Annotated in this window: 16 protein-coding genes; 10 read left to right on the top strand and 6 right to left on the bottom strand. The window is 73.6% G+C overall.

The annotated features are described in order from the left end of the window. The first annotated feature begins 163 nt into the window (after positions 1-163). The 5 genes from glnT to MXD58_RS05290 are packed head-to-tail and all read left to right on the top strand — an operon-like array spanning position 164 to position 5,636. Entirely contained in the window at positions 164-1,519 is a 1,356-nt protein-coding gene (glnT, locus tag MXD58_RS05310; protein ID WP_248838902.1) for a type III glutamate--ammonia ligase, read from the top strand. A gap of 33 nt (positions 1,520-1,552) precedes the next feature. Then, positions 1,553-2,290, top strand: a complete 738-nt coding sequence (locus MXD58_RS05305) for a class II glutamine amidotransferase domain-containing protein (RefSeq protein WP_248838901.1) — start codon at positions 1,553-1,555, stop codon at positions 2,288-2,290. Beyond that, a complete protein-coding gene (locus MXD58_RS05300) occupies positions 2,278-3,033 on the top strand; it encodes a GltB/FmdC/FwdC-like GXGXG domain-containing protein (RefSeq protein WP_248838900.1) in 756 nt (251 codons plus the stop codon). Before MXD58_RS05305 ends, MXD58_RS05300 begins: the two co-directional genes overlap by 13 nt. Before the next feature lie 12 nt (positions 3,034-3,045). Then, the gene (locus MXD58_RS05295) at positions 3,046-4,440 is read left to right on the top strand and encodes an FMN-binding glutamate synthase family protein (RefSeq protein WP_248838899.1); all 1,395 of its coding nucleotides are present in this window, start codon (positions 3,046-3,048) and stop codon (positions 4,438-4,440) included. Beyond that, positions 4,437-5,636, top strand: coding sequence for an NAD(P)/FAD-dependent oxidoreductase (locus tag MXD58_RS05290; protein ID WP_248838898.1), 1,200 nt, complete (start codon positions 4,437-4,439; stop codon positions 5,634-5,636). Before MXD58_RS05295 ends, MXD58_RS05290 begins: the two co-directional genes overlap by 4 nt. 13 nt (positions 5,637-5,649) lie before the next feature. On the opposite strand, the gene MXD58_RS05285 is transcribed toward MXD58_RS05290, so the two are convergent. Further along, positions 5,650-6,246: a helix-turn-helix domain-containing protein gene (locus MXD58_RS05285; RefSeq protein WP_248838897.1), complete on the bottom strand. Its 597-nt coding sequence runs from the start codon at positions 6,244-6,246 to the stop codon at positions 5,650-5,652. Between the two features lie 285 nt (positions 6,247-6,531). Between MXD58_RS05285 and MXD58_RS05280 the strand changes: the two genes are divergently transcribed. After that, the gene (locus MXD58_RS05280; protein WP_248838896.1) at positions 6,532-7,185 is read left to right on the top strand and encodes an Hsp20/alpha crystallin family protein; all 654 of its coding nucleotides are present in this window, start codon (positions 6,532-6,534) and stop codon (positions 7,183-7,185) included. Positions 7,186-7,281: 96 nt separating this feature from the next. Further along, entirely contained in the window at positions 7,282-9,900 is a 2,619-nt protein-coding gene (locus MXD58_RS05275; protein ID WP_248838895.1) for an ATP-binding cassette domain-containing protein, read from the top strand. A gap of 4 nt (positions 9,901-9,904) precedes the next feature. Here the strand turns inward: MXD58_RS05275 and MXD58_RS05270 are convergent, their stop codons facing one another. After that, positions 9,905-10,291, bottom strand: coding sequence for a DUF962 domain-containing protein (locus tag MXD58_RS05270; RefSeq protein ID WP_248838894.1), 387 nt, complete (start codon positions 10,289-10,291; stop codon positions 9,905-9,907). A gap of 136 nt (positions 10,292-10,427) precedes the next feature. Here MXD58_RS05270 and MXD58_RS05265 point away from each other — a divergent pair, with 136 nt between their 5' ends. Beyond that, entirely contained in the window at positions 10,428-11,747 is a 1,320-nt protein-coding gene (locus MXD58_RS05265) for an MFS transporter (RefSeq protein ID WP_248838893.1), read from the top strand. A gap of 24 nt (positions 11,748-11,771) precedes the next feature. Here the strand turns inward: MXD58_RS05265 and MXD58_RS05260 are convergent, their stop codons facing one another. Then, the gene (locus MXD58_RS05260; RefSeq protein ID WP_248838892.1) at positions 11,772-13,172 is read right to left on the bottom strand and encodes an aminotransferase-like domain-containing protein; all 1,401 of its coding nucleotides are present in this window, start codon (positions 13,170-13,172) and stop codon (positions 11,772-11,774) included. Positions 13,173-13,818: 646 nt separating this feature from the next. On the opposite strand from MXD58_RS05260, the gene MXD58_RS05255 reads away from it, so the two are divergent. Continuing rightward, the gene (locus MXD58_RS05255; protein WP_248838890.1) at positions 13,819-15,066 is read left to right on the top strand and encodes a glycosyltransferase family 4 protein; all 1,248 of its coding nucleotides are present in this window, start codon (positions 13,819-13,821) and stop codon (positions 15,064-15,066) included. Positions 15,067-15,094: 28 nt separating this feature from the next. Then, entirely contained in the window at positions 15,095-16,054 is a 960-nt protein-coding gene (locus MXD58_RS05250) for a dihydroorotate dehydrogenase (protein WP_248838889.1), read from the top strand. A 25-nt stretch (positions 16,055-16,079) separates the two neighbouring features. Here the strand turns inward: MXD58_RS05250 and MXD58_RS05245 are convergent, their stop codons facing one another. From MXD58_RS05245 to MXD58_RS05235, 3 genes are all read right to left on the bottom strand, one after another. Then, a complete protein-coding gene (locus tag MXD58_RS05245; RefSeq protein ID WP_248838888.1) occupies positions 16,080-16,658 on the bottom strand; it encodes a DUF3291 domain-containing protein in 579 nt (192 codons plus the stop codon). 152 nt (positions 16,659-16,810) lie between these two features. Next, complete coding sequence (locus MXD58_RS05240; protein WP_248838887.1) at positions 16,811-17,452, bottom strand: L,D-transpeptidase; 642 nt, start codon at positions 17,450-17,452, stop codon at positions 16,811-16,813. A 330-nt stretch (positions 17,453-17,782) separates the two neighbouring features. After that, positions 17,783-18,894, bottom strand: a 1,112-nt coding sequence (locus tag MXD58_RS05235) for a class I SAM-dependent methyltransferase (protein ID WP_250609085.1), incomplete at its 5' end; no start/stop codon positions are given.

Genomic DNA, 18,894 nt, shown 5'->3' with positions numbered 1-18,894 from the left:
GGCCGCGGTCGCGCGGGCCCGCGCGCGGGCCGGGCCGGCGCCGGGTTCCCAGAACTGATCGTTACGGGATCGTTACGACCGCGTCCTTCTCGCGACATCGACCTCTCGTCGAATGCCAGTTGACGGTGGTTCATGCGGGGAGACGTCGCGGGGGTGGTGGGCCGTGTCCGAGGCATCTGGCTCGGCGGGCTCGTCGCTGGCCGAGCGGGCGGCCGCCGACGGGACGACGTTCGTGCTCGCGACCTTCGTCGATCTCGACGGCAAGCCGTGCGCGAAGCTCGTCCCGGCCGCGGCGCTCGACCGCGCGCAGGCCGACGGCGTCGGCTTCGCGGGCTTCGCCGCGGGCGGCACCGGCCAGGTCCCCGGCGACCCGGACCTCATCGCGATCCCCGACCCCGACTCGTACGTGGCGCTGCCGTTCGTCCGGCCCGGCCTGGCCATGGTGCAGTGCGACCCGCACGTCGAGGGCCAGCCGTGGCCGTACGCGCCGCGGATCATCCTGCGCCGGATGACCGAGCGGCTCGCCGCCGCCGGGATGTCCCTGCGGGTCGGCGCGGAATGCGAGTACTTCCTCGTCCGCCGCGGCGCCGACGGCTCGATCGTGCCCGCCGACGCCGACGACCGGGCGGCGAAGCCCTGCTACGACGCCCGCGACCTCACCCGCATGTACGAGCACCTCACCGAGGTCTCCGCGGCGCTGGACGGCCTCGGCTGGGACAACTACGCCAACGACCACGAGGACGGCAACGGCCAGTTCGAGCAGAACTTCGCCCACGCCGACGCGCTCACCACCGCCGATCGGGTCATCGCCTTCCGCTACCTGGTCCGGATGATCGCCGAGCGCCGCGCAATGATCGCGACCTTCATGCCCAAGCCGTTCGGCGGGCTGACCGGCAGCGGCATGCACCTGCACCTGTCGCTGTGGGCGGGGCAGCAGCCGCTGTTCCCCGACGGTGGCGACCCCCGCGGGCTCGGCCTGTCGAAGCTCGCCTACTCGTTCGTCGCGGGCGTGCTCGGCCACGCCCCGGCCCTGCTCGCCCTGCTCACCCCGACGGTGAACTCGTTCAAGCGGACCGGAGCGCAGCCGCCGAGTTCCGGTGCCACCTGGACGCCGACCCGGGCGACCTACGGCGGCAACGACCGGACCCACCTCGTCCGGGTGCCCGACGGCGACCGGGTGGAGATCCGCGTGGTGGACGGTGCGGCCAACCCCTACCTGGCGATCGCCGGGCTGATCGCCGCCGGGCTCGACGGTGTCGACACCGGGCTCGACCCCGGCCCGGTCGGCGGCGCCGGTGGAGTCGGTGGGCTGCCCGCCCGCGCCGCCGAACTGCCACCGACCCTGCTGCACGCCGTCGAGGCATTCCTCGCCGACCCGGTGCTGACCGGGGCGCTGGCCGTGGCCGGCGGGGGCGGCGATGTTCCCGCCTACTACGCCGCCCGTCGGCGCGCCGAGTTCCTGGAATGGCACAGCCAGGTCGGTGCGTGGGAGGTCGACCGCTACCTCACGGCGTTCTGACCGACGCCGCGGACCGATCAGCCGGGAGGCGCCATGTGTGGCATCGCGGGCCTGCACCTGTTGGACCCCGCCCTACGGGAGCGGCTCGGGTCGATGGTGACCGGCATGCTGCGCGGCGTCGCCGAGCGCGGCCCGGACTCGGCGGGCGTCGCCATCCACGACACCGGCGGCCTGCGGGTGCGCAAGGAGGTCGGCGACCCGCTGGCCTTCGCCGACCGGATCGACCTGGCCGGCCAGGCGGGGTCGCGGGCGCTCGCGCACACCCGGATGGCCACCGAGTCCGCGGTCACCGCCGCCCACTGCCATCCGTTCGTGGCCGGCACCGCCCCGGCGGCGGACGCCAGCCTCGCGCGGCCCGGCGCTCTGCCGTTGGGCGGTACGCAGCTCTGCCTCGTCCACAACGGGTCGTTCGCCAACCACGCGACGATCCGCCGCCGGCTGGCCGCCGCGGGCGTCATGACCGAGACGGACAACGACTCGGAGGTCGCCGCGTGCTACCTGGCGACCCGGCTGGGCGCCGGCGACGACCTCGCGACCGCGCTGCGCCGGCTCACCGCGACCTTCGACGGTTTCTTCACCCTCGCCGTGACCACGGCGGACAGCTTCGCTGTCGTGCGGGACCCGATCGGCGCCAAGCCGGCGATCATCGCCGAGACCGACCAGTGGGTGGCGGTGGTCTCGGAGTACCGGGCGTTACTCGGCCTGCCCGGCCTGGCCGACGCACGCGTGTACGAACCGGAGCCGGAGGAGGTCTACCTGTGGGCGAGCTGATCATGGCGGTGCGCGGCCCGGACGGCACGGGCCCGGACGGCACGGGCAGCCCGGAGGGGGCCGACGACATCGAGTTCGACCTCGCGGTGATGTCGACGCGGCACGTGAACGCCGCCCTGCGGGCGCTGCCGGACGGCGCGCGGGCCCGGGTGGTGAACCCCGCCGGCCGGCACAACCTCGCCGTCGGGCTGAGCCGGGCGATCCGGGTGCGTATCGCCGGCCCCGCCGGCTACTACGTCGGCGGCCTGAGCGCCGCGGCCGACGTCGACGTCGACGGGCCGGCCGGCTGGGGAGTGGGGGAGAACCTCATGTCCGGCACGGTCCGGGTGCGCGGCGCGGCCAGCCAGAGCGCTGCGGCCAGCGCGCACGGCGGCCTGGTCGTGGTCGAGGGCGACGCGTCGCTGCGGGCCGGCATCTCGCTCAAGGGCGGGCGGCTCGCGGTCGCCGGGGACGTGGGGCGCTACTGCGCGTTCCTCGCCCAGGCCGGCACGATCCTCGTCGGCGGCGACGCCGGGGAGGCGCTCGGCGACTCGCTCTACGAGGCGGTGATCTATGTCGCCGGCCGGGTCCGCAGCCTCGGCACCGACGCCCGGGTCGAGGACCTGACAGAGGCGGACGTCGCCGCGGTGCGGGCGCTGGCCGCCGACGCCGGCTTCGACCACGTCGACCCGCAGAACGTCACCCGGGTCGCCTCGGCCCGCTCGCTGTACCACTTCGACACCGCCCAGCACGCCGCCTACTGACGGGAGTCGACGATGCCCCGGTACGACGCGATGGGCGACGACGCGTTCGACGCCAGCCCGGCGCACCACACCTTCGGCCCGCCGGTGATCGCCGGGATCCGGGAGCGCGCCGAGCTCGGCCGCTACCCCATCCGCGGCTGGGGGGCCCGTCGGGCCGTGCCGGACTTCGACGACCTGCTCCTGCTGACCGCCAGCGCCTCCCGGTATCCGCTGGAGGGCTACCGGGAGCGCTGCGACACGCGGACCGTCCTGGGCGGGCGCCGCGCCGGGCGGCCGGTCGTCCTCGACATCCCGATCACGATCGCCGGGATGTCGTTCGGCTCGCTGTCGGCGAACGCGAAGGAGGCCCTGGGTCGCGCCGCGTCGCTGGTGGGGACGTCGACGACGACGGGGGACGGCGGGATGACGCCGGAGGAGCGCTCGGCGTCGCGCACGCTGGTCTACCAGTGCCTGCCGTCGCGGTACGGGTTCAACCCGGTCGACCTGCGGGCCGCGGATGCGGTCGAGATCGTGCTGGGCCAGGGCGCGAAGCCCGGCGGCGGCGGGATGCTGCTCGGCCAGAAGGTCGGCGCCCGGGTGGCCGGGATGCGCACGCTGCCCGAGGGTGTCGACCAGCGCTCGGCGAGCCGGCACCCGGACTGGACCGGCCCCGACGACCTGAAGATCAAGATCGAGGAGATCCGGGAGGCCACTGACTGGCAGGTCCCCGTCTACGTCAAGATCGGGGCCACTCGGGTCGACCACGACGTCCGCCTCGCGGTGGCCGCTGGCGCGGACGTCGTCGTCGTCGACGGCATGCAGGGCGGCACCGGGGCGACCCAGGACGCGTTCATCGAGCACACCGGCATCCCCACCCTCGCCGCGGTACGCCTCGCCGCCGACGCGCTGGCCGACCTCGACCTGACCGGCGACGTCGGCCTGATCATCTCCGGTGGCATCCGGACCGGCGCGGACGTCGCCAAGGCGCTCGCGCTCGGCGCGGATGCCGTCTCCCTCGGCGTCGCCCCGCTCATCGCGCTCGGCTGCAACGCCCCGACCTACCGACTCCCCGCCGCCGGCGAGGCCCACGCCGACGTGGGGGCCGGGAGCGAGGTGGACGTGCGCGCGGAGTACACCGCGCTCGGCACCGCGCCGGGGCACTGCACCCACTGTCACACCGGGCGCTGCCCGGTCGGCGTCACCACTCAGGACGACGCGCTCGCCGCCCGGCTCGACCCGGCGCTCGGGGCGCGGCGGGTGGCGAACTACCTGCGGGCGCTGGCGATGGAGACGACGATGCTCGCCCGGGCCTGCGGCAAGAGCGACGTGCACCGGCTCGAACCGGAGGACCTCGTCGCGCTCACCGTGGAGGCGGCGGCGATGGCCCGGGTCCCGCTGGCCGGCACGGACTGGATCCCGGGCCGTTGAGCGGGCCGGCGAGCGCCGAGGTCGTCATCGTCGGCGGCGGCATCGAGGGCGCGGCGACCGCCTGGGCGCTGACCAGCCGAGGCGTCTGCGACGTGCTCGTCCTGGAACGGGCGACGGTCGGCTCGGGCGGCACGGGTCGCTCCAGCGGCATCGTCCGCTGCCACTACGGGGTGCGGTCGCTGGCGGTGATGGCCTGGTGCGGGGTGCGGCTGTTCACCCACGCCGCCGAGATCCTCGGCGTGCCCGGCGGGATCGGGTTCGAGCGGGTCGGTTACCTGGTCGGGGTCGGTCCCCGGGACGCCGCGGCGCTCGCGGCGAACGTCGCCGCCGCCGCCGGGGTCGGGGTCGACACCCGGCTCGCTGACCCGGCCGAGGTCGCCGAGCTGTGGCCGGAGGCGGACCTCGGCGACTTCGCCGCGTTCGCCTACGAGCCGCACGGCGGCTACGGCGATGCCTACCGGACGTGTCACGCCTACCTGGCGGCGGCGCGGCGCGGGGGAGTGCGGGTGCGCCAGGGGGCGACGGTGGTCCGCATCCTCACCGACGGCGACCGGGCGGTCGGCGTGGAGCTGGCCGACGGCAGCCGGATCGCGGCGGGCACGGTCGTGCTCGCCGCCGGGGTGTGGTCCGCGGCGCTGGCCGCGCAGGTGGGGGTGGACCTGCCGCTGCGCGCCCAGCGAGAGCAGATCCTGCTGGTCACCCCGGGTGCGCCGGTCGCAGGGCGGCCCGTGCTGTCTGATCTGGTCGGACTGCAGTACCTGCGGCCCGAGCGATCCGGTGAACTGCTCGTCGGCAACAGCGACCATAGCCGGCCGCAGTGGGTCGACCCCGACGACTACCGCGCCGGCGCCGACCCCGACTACGTCGAGACGGCCGTGGGCCGTTTCGCCCACCGGTTCCCCGGCCTGCCGGACGTGGCGCTGGCGTCGTCCTACGCCGGCTGCTACGACGTCACCCCCGACTACAACCCGATCATCTCGATCACCCCGGTCGACGGTCTGATCGTCGCCGCCGGGTTCAGCGGGCACGGCTTCAAGATCTCCGTGGCGGTCGGGGAACTGGTGGCCGATCTCGTGGTCGACGGTGACTCCAGCCATCCGCTCATCCCCGCCGCGGACTTCCGGCTGTCCCGGTTCGCGGAGAACGCCCCGCTGGTCAGCCCGCATCCCTACGTGGGAGCCGGGCAGATGCGCTGAGGCGCGGGGCGCGTCAGGACGGTTCGTGCGTCCCGTAGGCAGTGATGGACAGGAAGCGGATCGGCAGCTCCAGCAGCCGCACCGGGCCGTGCGGGCCCTGGCCGTCGAACATCAGCGCGTCGCCGGGGCGTAGCACGTAGCGAGCCTCGCCATGGCCGTACTCCAGGACGCCGTCGAGGACGTAGAGGAACTCGGTGCCCTCGTGCTGGAACAGCGGGAACACCTCGCTGGCCTCGCTGAGGGTGACCAGCAGCGGTTCCATCCGCCGGGGGCCGCCCCGCAGCGTGCCGAGCAGTTCGTAGAGGTGGCCGACCCGGCTGCCGCGCCGGACGATCCGCGCGCCGTGCCCGGCGGGTACGAACACCGCCTCCCGCTCGTCGTCGACGCCCCGGAACAGTGCGGTCACCGGCACGCCGAGGCCGGCGGCGAGCCTGCTCAGGGTGGACAGGCTGCACGAGGTCTGGGCGTTCTCGATCTTCGAGAGCATCGCCTTGGACATCTCCGTGCGCCGCGCCAGCTCGGCCACGGACAGCGCGGCGCCGAGCCGGTACTCCCGGACCCGGGCGGCGATGACCCGTTCGAGGGCCTGCTCGCCCGACGCGCTGGACACGCGTCCAGCGTAGGGCGCTGCCCGCCCGGCCAGGTCAGGACCGGTGCCGTCAACGCGGGGACGGAGGCGGCGCCCGCGCCGGCTGCCCCCGGTTTGCCGGCCGGCCGCACCCGGGTAGAGGTCGGAAGGTAGTTGCAATCTAACTAATCGTGATGACAACGGTCGTGGTGGCGGCAGATCGTGACGCCCGCGCGTCTGGCGGCGGACCGGTCGCGACGACGACGTTGCGAGCTGACGATGGTCACGAGCTGACGATGGTCACGAGCTGATGATGGAGGTGGCGTCATGGTGCTCCCCACGCGCAACGGCCCCGAGGGTACGGCCCTCGCGAGCCGCTGGGACCCGTTCCGTGAGATCGAGGAGACCTGGAGCCGGATGGGCAGTCTGCTCGGCGACGTCGCCGGTGGCGCCGGCCGGCCGCTCGGCGTGCTGGCGGGCCCGGCGCGTCCGATCGACGTCGAGGAGACCGACGACGCCTTCGTCGTCGAACTCGAGGTGCCCGGCGCGCGCCGCGAGGGCATCGCCATCGACCTGCGCGACAACGAGCTGCACGTCTGCGGCGAGGTTCGCGAGCGGGAGAAGGCCGGGATCGCGCGCCGCCGGGCGCGGCGCTTCGGCCGGTTCGAACACCGTGTCACCCTGCCCGGCGAGGTCGACGCCGAGGGTGTCACCGCCGGCCTGACGGATGGCGTGCTCACGGTGACGCTGCCGAAGGCGAGCCGTAGCCAGCCCCGGCACATCGAGATCACGATCGGCGACGCGAACGGCGAGGCGAACGGCGCGACGCGGGACGCCGTCGGCACGGGCCGGGACTCGAGCGGCACGGGCCGGGACTCGAGCGGCACGGTGGCGGACGGCGACGCCCGCCCGGTCGGCTACGGAGGAATGACCACCGGTCACGCCGACGAGGCCGAAGGGCTGGGCCGCGAGTTCCGCTGACGCGGTCCACGGCACCTTTCGGACAGCTTTTGGACAGGAGCCGGGCGAATCTCCCGAGTCCAGGCACACTATGGTGCGTCTGGCGATCGAGGGAGAATGCAAGTGCCTGGGACCCCGCTTCACGTCAGCACCCCGGCCGGCGAGGTGACGCTTGACGGTGACGCGCGCGCCGTGATCGGCCGAGCCCGGGTGGCGGACATTGTGATCAATGATGGCCGGGTGTCCCGACGACACCTGGTGCTCCAACCGGTCGGGATGGGCTGGCGGATCGAAGACGTCAGCGCCAACGGCCTGTGGCAGGACGGTCGCCGCTTCGGCGACCAGGAGATCACCGGCGAGACCCGGCTGCGCCTGGGCGCCGCGGACGGCCCGGAGGTCGTCCTGCTGCCCGGTCGGCCGAGCGCCCCGGCGACCGCGCCGACCCGCGGTCCGGACTCGGCGCCGATCTCCATGGAGGACCTCGCGGCGTACGCCTCGGGCGCGCTGCCGGTGGAGGTGCCGCCGACGCCGGTGACCGCGCTGGCCGAGCCGGCCCGGATTCCCGCCGGCGCGGGGGTGCCGGGCCAGTCGGCGGGGCCGCCGTCCGGCTCCTGGCCGGTGGATCCGGCGACGACGCAGAGCGAGCTCGTTCACTCGCGGCGCCGGGTGCATCCGCTGGTGCCCGGCCGCATGCGCCTGGGACGGTCCCGGACCAACGAGGTGACCGTTGCCGATCTGCTGGCCTCCCGCCACCATGCCGAGCTGACCATCTCCCTCGGCGGCGTCGAGCTGGTGGACCTCGACTCGGCGAACGGCACTTTCGTCAACGGCCACCGGGTCAGCCGCGCGTCGATCCGCCAGCGCGACGTCATCGCGATCGGGCACCACCTGTTCCAGCTCGAGGGCAGCTCGCTGGTCGAGTACGTCGACTCCGGCGACGTCGCCTTCGAGGTGCAGGACCTGTCGGTGTTTGCCGGCAGCAAGCAGCTCATGCACGACCTCACCTTCCGCCTGCCGGGCCGTTCCCTGCTCGGCGTGGTCGGCCCCAGCGGCGCGGGCAAGTCGACGCTGCTCAACGCGCTCACCGGCTTCCGGCCCGCCGACGGCGGCTCGGTCCGCTACGCCGGCCGGGACCTCTACGCCGAGTACGACGAGCTTCGCCGCCGGATCGGCTATGTGCCCCAGGCCGACCCGCTGCACGACCAGCTCACCGTCCGCGAAGCTCTGCTGTACGGCTCGGAGCTGCGCTTCCCGGCCGACACCACCGGCGAGGAGCGCAGGGCCCGGGTCGAGGAGGTCATCGGCCAGCTCGGCCTGAGCGCGCACGCCGACACCCGCGTGGCCCGCCTGTCCGGCGGCCAGAAGAAGCGCACCAGCGTCGCGCTGGAGCTGCTGACCCGGCCCTCGCTGCTGTTCCTGGACGAGCCGACCTCCGGGCTCGACCCGGCGAACGACCAGTCGGTCATGGAGACGCTGCAGGGCCTGGCGAAGGGCGGCGGTGCCGGCTCCGCCGACGAGAGCGGCCGCACAGTCATCGTCGTCACCCACAGCGTGCTGTTCCTGGACCTGTGCGACTTCATCCTGGTGCTCGCGCCCGGCGGTCACGTCGCCTACTTCGGACCCGCCGACGGCGCGCTGCGCTTCTTCGGCAAGCAGGACTTCCGCGAGTTCGCCGCCGTGTTCCGGGAGCTGGAGGCGACCCCGGGCGACCAGATGGCGGCCCGATTCCGGGCGTCGGAGTTCTTCGTGCCCTCCGCCGTGGTGGCGCCGGCGGTCCGCAAGGCGCCGCCGGAGCTGCCCAGCATCCGCCAGCAACCGGTGCTCTCGCAGCTAAGCACGCTCACCCGACGCTACTGGCGGGTGGTCCTCGCCGACCGGTCCTACCTGCGGCTGATCGTCGCGTACCCGTTCCTGCTCGGCATCGTCCCGCGGATCCTGCAGTCACCGGACGGCCTGGGCCCGCTGCCGGACAGACCGAACGCCGGCGCGGCGAAGGTCCTCGTGGTGTTGGTGCTGTGTGCCTGCTTCATGGGGATGGCCAACTCCGTCCGCGAGATCGTCAAGGAACGGGCGATCTACCGGCGGGAACGGACGATCGGGCTGTCCCGGACGGCCTACCTCGGCTCCAAGATCATACTTTTGTCGATCATCACCACCCTGCAGTGCGTCGTGTTCACCCTGATCGCTATCACCGGGCGGACTCCACCGGAGGCCGTGGTGCTCGGCTCGCCGCTGCTGGAATGCCTGGTGGCGGTGATCGTCGGTGCGCTGGCGTCGATGATGATCGGTCTGTTCGTGTCCTCGCTGATCGACAACGCCGACAAGGCGATGCCGATCCTCGTCCTGGTCACCATGGGTCAGCTGGTGTTCTCCGGCGGGCTGACGTCGATGACGGGTCGGCTGGTGCTGGAGCAGATCAGCTTCCTGGTCCCGTCCCGCTGGGGCTTCGCCGCGCTGGCCAGCACCGACGACCTCAACACCACCGCCAAGCTCGGCAACCCGGCCCTGCGCAACGACCCGCCGGACACGTTCTGGGACCACAACGCTCAGACCTGGCTGACGGACGTCGGGCTTGGCGTCGTGATCTGCGTGGTGGCGCTCGCCCTGACCGCGCTCATGCTGCGCCGCATCGAGCCCAAGGTGACCCGGATCGCCGGCGCGGCCGCGGGACCCGGCGACACCGGCATCCACCCGGCGGCCCCCCAGGTCCCCGCCGGGCGTAGGGCACGCGGCTGAGCGGTCAACCGCGCTCGCCGGGCCCGGCGTCGAACCCGCGCCCGGCGAGCAGCTCGGCGACCTCCTCGCACCAGTAGGCCAGCCCGCACAGCTGGTAGGTCAGCGGACCGCGAGTCAGCACCGGCCTGTTGTGCTCGAACAGCGCGTGCCCGGCGACCTGCACGGCCCAGCTCGCGGCGAACATCGCCACGCCCACCCGGGGCCTGGCCACCACCAGGGGCAGCGCGAAAGCCACCCCGGGGATGCCGACGAGATGGGTCAGCCGAATCCCCCGGCTGGTGTGCTGCGAGCGGTAGAACGCCATCTTCGCGGCGAACGAGTCCACCCGGTCCGGTGGGCGAACCGCACCGGGTGCCGGGTCGGCGGGCACCGTCCTCGGGCGAACAGACATCTGTCCCTCCTTCTCGTACCGGCGCTTCGAGGGCCCCATACGGGTCGACGAGAAGCTCCTTCCCGCGATGGTGCGCCCCAGCCCGCGGGATGGTGTCCGAGTTGCGGGCTTGCGTCGTGGGAGATAGGACCCTGTGGTGAGTCGGGCTGACGCGGCGCCGGCCGGGACGCCGCGGGGCGGCGCCGGCCGGTTGCTGGCGGTCCTGACCGTCGCGACCCTGCTGCAGTGGCTCGGGTCGTTCGCGATCGCGCCGCTGCTGCCGCTGTACCTGCAGGGCCGCGACGTCCCCGCCGCCGGTATCGGCGTGGTGATGGCGGCGTTCTTCCTCGGCGCGCTGCTGTCGCAGTACCTGGCGGGGCGGGCCAGCGCGATCCACGGGCACCGGGTGGTGCTGCTCGTCGGCCTGGCCGGCTACGCCGCCGGGTGCCTGGGCCTGTACCTGTCGACCGGGGTGGAGGCGGCGTCGGCCGCGCGGGTGCTGCAGGGTGCCGGGGCGGGAGCCTTCGAGGTGGCCACGCTGACGGCGGTCGCCACCGCGGTGGCCCCGGGCATGCGAGGCCGGGCCTTCAGCGCCGTCTACACCGGGCAGCTGCTCGGAGTCACGATCGGCCCGCTCTTCGGCGGCCTCGCCGGCGAAAAGCACCTGGACGCGCTGTTCCTCGCCAGCGGAGCCGCCGGGGTGCTGGCCTCGCTGCCGGTCCTGTGGCTACTGCCGGCGACGGTGCTCGCCACCACGACCGGTGCCGGTGGCGCCGGCGTTCGCCGCGGGCTGCCGGATGACCGGGACCCACCGCGCGGCCGGTCCCGGGTGTGGTCGAGAGCCGGCCGGCTGCTCACCCCGGGCATGGCGGGCCTGCTTGTCGTCGCGGCCAGTGACGGGCTCACCAGTGGCGTGTACGAGACGTGCTGGAGCCTGTTGATGCGCCGCGAGGGGATGTCGACCGCTGTCATCGGCCTGACCTTCACCCTGTTCGGCCTGCCCTACCTGCTGTTCGCCTGGCCGGCCGGCTGGCTCGTCGACCACCATGACCGCCGGGTGCTGGTCGTGGTGAGCGTGGCGCTGCGTGCCGCGGCGGTCGCCAGCTACCCGTTCCTGCCCGTGCTGTCCGTCATCCTGCTGGTCGGCTGTCTGGAGGGTGTCCTGCTCTCGGTCAGCCGGCCGGCGGCGCAGTCGCTGCTCGCCCAGGAGAGCGCCACGGCCGGCCTCGCGGGGCGCGGCCAGGGGCTGTTCGCGACGACGCAGACCGCCACGACGGTGGTCGCGTCGGTCGCGTCGGGGGCGCTGTTCGCGGTCGACCACCGGCTGCCCTTCGTCCTGGCCGCGGCGTCGCTGCTGGCCTCGGCCCTGGTCGTGCCCATGCTCTGGCGCGCCGTCGCGGGCACCGACCGTCCGGTGCCCGCCCCGTTGAGCCCCGGAGGGCAGTTGCTCTCCGACGGGAACGCGGCGGGGCTGTGACGCCGGCGGGGCCTGGCCAGGGCGTCAGCCCACGCGCCCGGCGGCTGTCCGCAGGGCCTCGGCGAGCAGGCGGACGGCCGCGGGGATCTCCTCGGCGCGGATGCCGGCGTAGGACAACCGCAGGTGAGCGGATGCCTGCTCGCCGATGGTGAAGTACCGGCCGGGCAGCACGGCTACGCCGAGGCGTGCCGCCTCGCGCGCGACGACGAGGTCCTCGACGCCCGGCGGCAGCCGCAGGAAGACGTTCACCCCGCCGCGCGGCGCGGTGAACGAACAGTCGGGCAGGTACTCGGTGAGGGCGGCGACCAGTGTCGTCGCCCGCTGGCGCAGGGCCGCCCCGACCGACCGGAGCTGTGCCGCCCACGCGGGCCCGCTGACCAGCTCGATCGCGGTGTGCTGCAGCGGGCGGGAGACGAAGAAGTCGTCGACGATCCGCATCGCCGCGATCCGGCTCATCACCGGGCCGCGGGCGATCACCGCGCCGACCCGCAGGCTCGGGGCGAGAATCTTCGTCAGCGACACGATCGTGATGACCTGGCCCCGGTCGTCGTCCTGCGACAGCGGCGGGGGCGGCGGGGTGTTGGCGAAGCCGAGCCAGCGGGCGTAGTCGTCCTCGATGACGAACGCTCCGGCGGCCCGGCAGGTCTCCAGCACCTCGGCGCGCCGGGACGCGGCGAGGACGCTGCCGTCCGGGTTGGCGTAGGTCGGCTGGATCACCAGCAGGCGGGCGGAACTGCGGGCGAACGCGCCCCGCAGGAGTTCGGGCCGGATGCCGTCGTGGTCGCCGGGCACCGGGATCGGTACCAGTCCCGCACTGCGGGCGACGGCGAGCGCGCCGGGGTAGGTCGGGGTCGAGAACAGCACCGGCTGGCCGGCGGGCAGGATCGCCCGGAACGCCGCCGACAGCGCACCCTGGCTGCCCGCCGTGACCAGGACGTTCTCCGGGTCGGCGCCGAGTGAGCGGCCGAACCAGCTGCGCAGTTCCGCCAGCCCCGCGGTGGGTGGGCTGGCCCAGGCGTCGGGCCGGCGCGCGGCCCGGCTGACGGCGGCGGACAGACGGCCGTCCGCCCGCAGGCTCGCGTCGAGGTACCCGGCACCGAGCTGGAAGCCGGCGGTGTCCGCGGCCTGGAAGATCGTGTCGACGCCGGCGGAGTGCACGGGGCTCGGGCCGAGCGCGACCTGCTGCCAGTCGGTGTCGCCGACCCGCACCGCCTGGCGTGCCGAGATGAAGGTGCCCGCCCCGGGCCTGGTCACCAGCCGGCCCTCGGCGACCAGCCGGCCCAGCGCCTGCTGCACGGTCACCGGGCCCACACCGAGGCGCAGCTGCAGGGCGCGGGTGCTCGGCAGCTTCTCCCCGACGGCTCCGCTGTCCGCAAGTCGACGAAGCTCCGCGGCCACGCGGTCGACACTGCTATCGTTGACCATGAAGAATGATAATAGCGCTTTCATCCTTGGTGGGGCGCCGCTACCCGTCGTCGACCTCCTGTGCGCGGGCGGGCCGAACGATGCCTGAACTCCTGCTGCTGGGGCTGTTCGCAGCCGTGATCGGCGCGGCGGCCGCCTTCGGTCCGGACACGCGGGACCCCCGCTACCGACTTTTCGACCCGCGTGCGGGCCGGTCAACCCCGCCCAATGGCTCCCTCGTGGCCGGTAGCGCTGGCTCCCAGCAGTGCGCGGGCCGCGCCGCACCGCCGCCGGCCGGTCACGGCGTGGGCGGCGAGGTGGGACGCCGCCCCTGCGCGCCCGGTGACGAGGGGGCCGGGCAATCCGTCGACCTCGCCTGACTGTTGCGGTACCACGGCGAGGCCACAGTCATCGCGGCCTGCGCGTGGAATGTGGGCCCGCTGTCCGTCCGGTGTCCTTCGAAGCTCGTCGGCGGTGGCGGCCGGGACCGCGCACGACGGCCTTTGCGGTCGGTACGAAAGTGCAGGTCAGGTGGGGAAGTGGGCGCGCGCGGCCGGGGCGTCGACCACCCCGTAGAGGCGGCCACAGTGGCGGAAACCCCATGTGGTCAGTCCATTGACGGGCGCTAAGGTGAGCCCGCCGGAGTTAGCCGCCGTGGGGGATGGGTATGGAGATCGTATTTTTGTGCGAGCAGTACCCGCCGATCATCTGGGATGGGGCGGGGGTCTACACGCATGACATCGCCCATGCCCTGGTCGCGCTGGGCCACCGGGTCCACATCGTCTGCGCGCAGGGCCGCCGGCGCACCGACGAGGACCACGACGGCGTCCAGGTGCACCGCCGGCCGTTGCTGCGCCTGCCGGTCAGCCGATACCTCGGCGCGCTGGGCCGGCCGTTGCAGGGCGCGAACCACCCCCGTGACTCCCTCGCGCTGCGCTTCGTCCTCGCGATCTCGTACGCGTTCTGGCTGCGCCGGCTGAACCTGCGCCCGGATGTCATCGAGACCCAGGACGGCGAGACCCGCGGCCTGCGGATCGCCATGAAGCGTGACGTCCCCCTGGTGATCCACCTGCACACGCCGACGATGATGGATGTCCGGCTCCGGGAGGGGAAGCTGCACGGCCGCGGCGCCCTGGCCGACCGGATCGACCGCTTCTCCGCGCTGCGCGCCGACGCGCGCACCGCGCCGTCCGAGCTGATCGTCACCACGCTGCGGGACTTCGGCTGGCTGAAGAAGACGACCGACGCCGACGTCATCCCCTACCCGTTCGACCGCTCGTCCTACGCGCAGGTCGCCCCGGTGCGGGGCACCGACCAGACGATGCTCGTCGTCGGCCGGCTGGAGTGGCGCAAGGGCCTCGACGTGCTCCTCGACGCCGCCGCGCTGCTCAAGGAGCGCGGGCTGGCACCCACCGTCGTGTTCGCCGGCCAGTCCTCCGGCGTCATTGACGGCGTCCCGACCGGTACCTGGCTGGAACGCCGGGCGGTCGAGCTCGGCGTCGCCTACCGGTTCACCGGCCACCTCAGCCGGCCGGAGCTGGTCAAGGCCTACGAGGAGGCGCGGGTGGTGGTCGTGCCCAGTCGGTTCGAGAGCTTCTCGATCGCCGGCCTGGAGGGGATGGCCTCCGGCCGCCCCGTCGTGGCCACCGCGACGACCGGCGTCGCCACCTGGGTCGCGAAGTGGGAGGGCGGCACGGTCGTGCCGCCGGAGGACCCGCGCGCCCTCGCCGACGGCCTGGAGCCCTACCTCACCGACCCGGAACTCGCCGCCACGGTGGGCGCCCGCGGCCGGGTCGGCACCGCCGAACTCGAGCCGCGGCGGATCGCCGTTCGGCGGGTCGAGGTCTATCAGAAGGCGATCGACCGGCATCGCGAACGCCTTGCCGGGCGCCGCCGCCTGAAGCCGGCGCGGTGAGCGTGCCCACGCGACCCGGGCCCGCGGCGTGACCACGCTGGCCGGCGTCCCCCTGGAACATCCGGTGATGAACGCCGCCGGCACCTGCAAGTCGGCCGACGATGTCGATACCTTCGCCCGCTCGGCGGTCGCCGCGATCGTGGTCGGCTCGATCACCCTGCGGGCGCGCCCCGGGAACCCGGGGAACGTCTACTGGGCCGGCCAGAACTACTCGCTCAACGCCCTCGGCCTGCCCAACCGGGGCTTGGACTACTACCGCGAGCAGCTACCGCGGATGGTCGCCAGCGCCCATGCCGCCGGCAAGCCGCTCATCGTCAGCCTCGCCGGCTTCGCCGTCGCGGAGTACCGCCAGCTCGCCGAGGTCGCCGCCGCGTCCGGGGTCGACCTCATCGAAGTCAATCTGGCCTGCCCGAACGTCTGGGACGGCGGCGCCCAGAAGCGCATCGCCTGCTTCGACCCGGGGCAGACCGCGCAGGTCTGCGACGTGGTCGGCGCCGCGCTGCTCGACCGGCCGGCGGCCGGCTCCGGGGCGCCCGTCCCGTACGGCGTGAAGATCTCCCCGTTCTCCGACCCGGTGGCGCTGGCGGACCTCGCCGGCGTGCTGGGGGCGCGGGCCGGTCAGCCCGCGGGACCGCGTTTCGTCACCGCGGTGAACACGTTCCCGAACGCCTACGTCGGCGACGCCGACCATCGCCCGGTCGTCGAGGTGGAGCTGGCCGGGCTGAGCGGGCCGGCGCTCAAACCGGTGGGTCTCGGGCAGGTCCGCCAGTTGCGCCGGCTGCTGCCGCACACCGTCGACATCGTCGGCGTCGGTGGGGTGTCCGACGGCCGTGACGCCGCCGAGTACCTGCGTGCGGGTGCGGTGGCCGTGCAGGCCGCGACGGCGTTCTGGAACCGGGGTGAGGACCCGTCGGTGTTCGGGACGATCGTGTCCGGCTGGATCGACCAGGAGGACTGGATCGACCGGGAGGACACGACGGCGTCCTGACCGGCACGCGCGGCCGGCCGTGGGCTCAGCCGCCGGCGGCCAGCGTCCGCGGCGCGATCGCGTCTCCGTCGTCCGGCTCCACGGCGGCCGGGGCGGAGTGCTCGATCCTGTCCAGCCCGCCGCCCCCCTGTAACAGGGAGATCCGCCGGTCCGGCGGCGGGAAGGTCAGCCGGAAGGTGAACGCTGTCGCCGTCGGTCCGTGCGTGCGCAGGTGGCGCACCCGCTCCTCGGCTTCCGGCGGATCGGGCTCGTGCCCGGCGGGCACCCACCACAGGGCGTTCGTGGTCCGGGCCGTCGGGTAAAACCAGTCGCGGCGGTGGCGCAGGAACGCACCATGGCCCTGATGCAGAACGAAGTCGGCGAGCGCGTCCACCGACTTCCACACCGTCAGATTCACGATCGCGGTCAGCTGGGACGCGGACTCCAACCGGAAGGTGTGCACGGCGGCGGCGCGAGGTTCGGGCGGGCGGCGCCAGACGAAACCGGGCTGTCCGTCGGGGTCGGCCATCGGCGCGAGGCCGGCGACGAGGTCATCCGGCGCGGCCGAGTTGAGCGGGGCGCGCACTCGGGCGATGTTCACCTGGGCCAGATGGTAACCCGTCATGCGGGGAGCCTAGCCGCGGCACCCCGCACTTTCAGCAAATACGAACCGGCGCCGCGCTGCGGCAGGTCGTGGCGCCGCGCCCTGCCGCGGCGAGAATGGGCGGTCGGCGCCGGAACACCACCTCGGTGCCCTGGACGGCGGCAGAAAACGGTTCAGCCCGTGATGGAGATCGGTGTACCGAGCGGCAGCATTCCCGCCAGTCGTTCGATGTCTTCATTGCGCAGTCGGATACAGCCGAGGCTCGCGTCGGTGCCGATGAGATCCGGCCGGTTCGTGCCGTGCAGGCCGATGATCCCGTCGTCCCCGTTGAACTGTGTGATCACGTCCGAGAAGCCGGACAGACCGAACGCGTACGGTCCCCATGGGCCCCGCGGGTTGGCCGGCCGCAGCAGTTCCGTCAGGTAGAAGTCGCCGGCGGGTGTCGGCGTGCCACCCGTCCCGATGCCGACCGGCAGCCGGACGAGGACCCGGCCGTCGCGGGACACCGTCAGGCGGTGCTCCGAGCGGTCCACCAGCAGGTCGTAGGGCGTCTCGCTGAGGCTGACATCCGTTGCCCGCAGCCATCCCGACATCCCGTTCGGGCGGATCGGCAGGCGGACCCGCAGCCAACCTGGCTGGCGCCATTCGACGGCGAAGACCAGCGGCACGCCCTGACGGTTCGGGTTCGCCAGCGTTGCGCCGGGCGAGTCGGATTCCGGTGCCCGGAACCAGGTGATCTCGGCGCCCAGCGCGTGGGCGACGAGAGATCGGCGGGTCTCGGGCGCGGGCGCGGGCCTGGTGGCTGTGGGCCGCACCGTCGGTGCTGGGGCGGCAGGGATCGGCGACCCATCGCCGCAGCCGGCCGCCAGGACGCAGACGGCGAGCGCGCTGGCCGCCGGCCACCGCAGGGCCGCGCCGCGCGTGGGCGTGGAGGTCCAGCGCGTCCTGGTAGGCCACATCCGACGTCCCCCTCCGTCGCCGGAAGGCTACGTCAGGTGCTCGGTGGTCGCGGGTCAGTGCGGCCGATGCCGGCCCGCGCGTCGCTGCGTTGGTCCCAGCCGTCCCCCGCGGTCCCTGCGCGTTCCCGGTCCCTGCGCGTTCCCGGGGTCCCTGCGCGTTCCCGGGGTCCCTGCGCGTTCCCGGGGTCAGAGCCGGCGGGCGAGGATCCGGTAGGCGTTGGACCTGGTCCCGGACGTGAGGTAGGGCCGGCTGAGCCCGTCGACGACCAGACCCGCGGCGAAGACCGGGGCCAGCGCCGCGATCGCCAGGACACGCGCCGCCCAGCCCCGACCGGGATGGTCGACCTCGCGCCAGGGCAGTGCCGGCGACGGTGCGAGCCGCTGCAGCAGGCCGTAGGTGGCGATCACGGGATCGCCCTTCTGGTGGGTCTCGCCGAACGCCGTTTCCAGCACCTCGAATCCGCGTTCCTGAAGTGCCTCGACGAGGTTTCCGGCCGGAATGAGGTGCTGGTGCTGGGGAATCAGCCAGCCGGGCCAGAGGCTGCCGTACCAACGCGTCGCCGCACTGTCGGGATTGGGCACCTCGATCAGCAGATGACCGCCGGGATCAAGCACCGTCGCGGCGACGTCCAGCTCCGCGCGGGGATCCCGGGTGTGCTCCAGGTAGTGGAACATGCTGATCACGTCGTAACGGCCCTTCACCTCCCCGGCGAGATCGGGAAAGGAGCCGCGGTGGGCGTGGTCCACCCAGCCGCGCCGCGCCGCCTCCTCGATGCCGGCGCCGATATCCAGGGCGTCAAAGCGGGTCGACGGCCAGACGATGCGCGCCGAGTTACAGAAGTGCCCGTGGCCGCCGCCGACGTCCAGCCAGGTGCGCGGTGTCGGGATCGGCTGGCGGGCCCGGGCGAGGTACGGCTCGTCGCTGTGCCCGAAAACCTCCTCCATCGTGGCGGCGCCGAGGCCGTCATAGAAATCCCGGTAGTAGAAGTCGAGACCGTCGGAGTTGAGTCGCGGATTCTGGAAGGTGTGGCCGCAGTCCGCGCAGCGATCGACCCGGAAGACGCCGGGCTTGCCCTGGGCCACCTCCCGGCCGCGCATGCGCAGGCTGATGTTCGGCCCGCCGCACCAGGGGCAGGTCCGCTGGGTCGGCTCGAAGAACCGGTCGAGGCCCGCGGCGAGGTCCGCCCGGTAGCCGGGCCGCTGGCGTGCGACCGCGGCCGGGTCGGGTCGGACGGAGACGACGAGGGGGTCGCGCGGCGTGTCGCCGTCGCGGCCCGGCGCCGCGGGTGCGCTGTCAG

Origin of the sequence: Frankia sp. AgKG'84/4, assembly GCF_023242965.2 — a bacterium.
In the GTDB taxonomy this organism is placed as follows: Bacteria; Actinomycetota; Actinomycetes; order Frankiales; family Frankiaceae; genus Frankia.
Note: the sequence above shows the minus strand (reverse complement) of the source record. Positions and strands in the feature narration are given on the sequence as shown.

Excerpts from the sequence above, each read along its gene's own strand:
- MXD58_RS05280 (WP_248838896.1), top strand. The coding sequence starts at position 6,532 with ATGGTGCTCCCCACGCGCAACGGCCCCGAGGGTACGGCCCTCGCGAGC.
- MXD58_RS05305 (WP_248838901.1), top strand. The coding sequence starts at position 1,553 with ATGTGTGGCATCGCGGGCCTGCACCTGTTGGACCCCGCCCTACGGGAG.
- MXD58_RS05295 (WP_248838899.1), top strand. The coding sequence starts at position 3,046 with ATGCCCCGGTACGACGCGATGGGCGACGACGCGTTCGACGCCAGCCCG.
- MXD58_RS05260 (WP_248838892.1), bottom strand. The coding sequence starts at position 13,172 with ATGGTCAACGATAGCAGTGTCGACCGCGTGGCCGCGGAGCTTCGTCGA.
- MXD58_RS05255 (WP_248838890.1), top strand. The coding sequence starts at position 13,819 with ATGGAGATCGTATTTTTGTGCGAGCAGTACCCGCCGATCATCTGGGAT.
- MXD58_RS05245 (WP_248838888.1), bottom strand. The coding sequence starts at position 16,658 with ATGACGGGTTACCATCTGGCCCAGGTGAACATCGCCCGAGTGCGCGCC.
- MXD58_RS05275 (WP_248838895.1), top strand. The coding sequence starts at position 7,282 with ATGCAAGTGCCTGGGACCCCGCTTCACGTCAGCACCCCGGCCGGCGAG.
- MXD58_RS05270 (WP_248838894.1), bottom strand. The coding sequence starts at position 10,291 with ATGTCTGTTCGCCCGAGGACGGTGCCCGCCGACCCGGCACCCGGTGCG.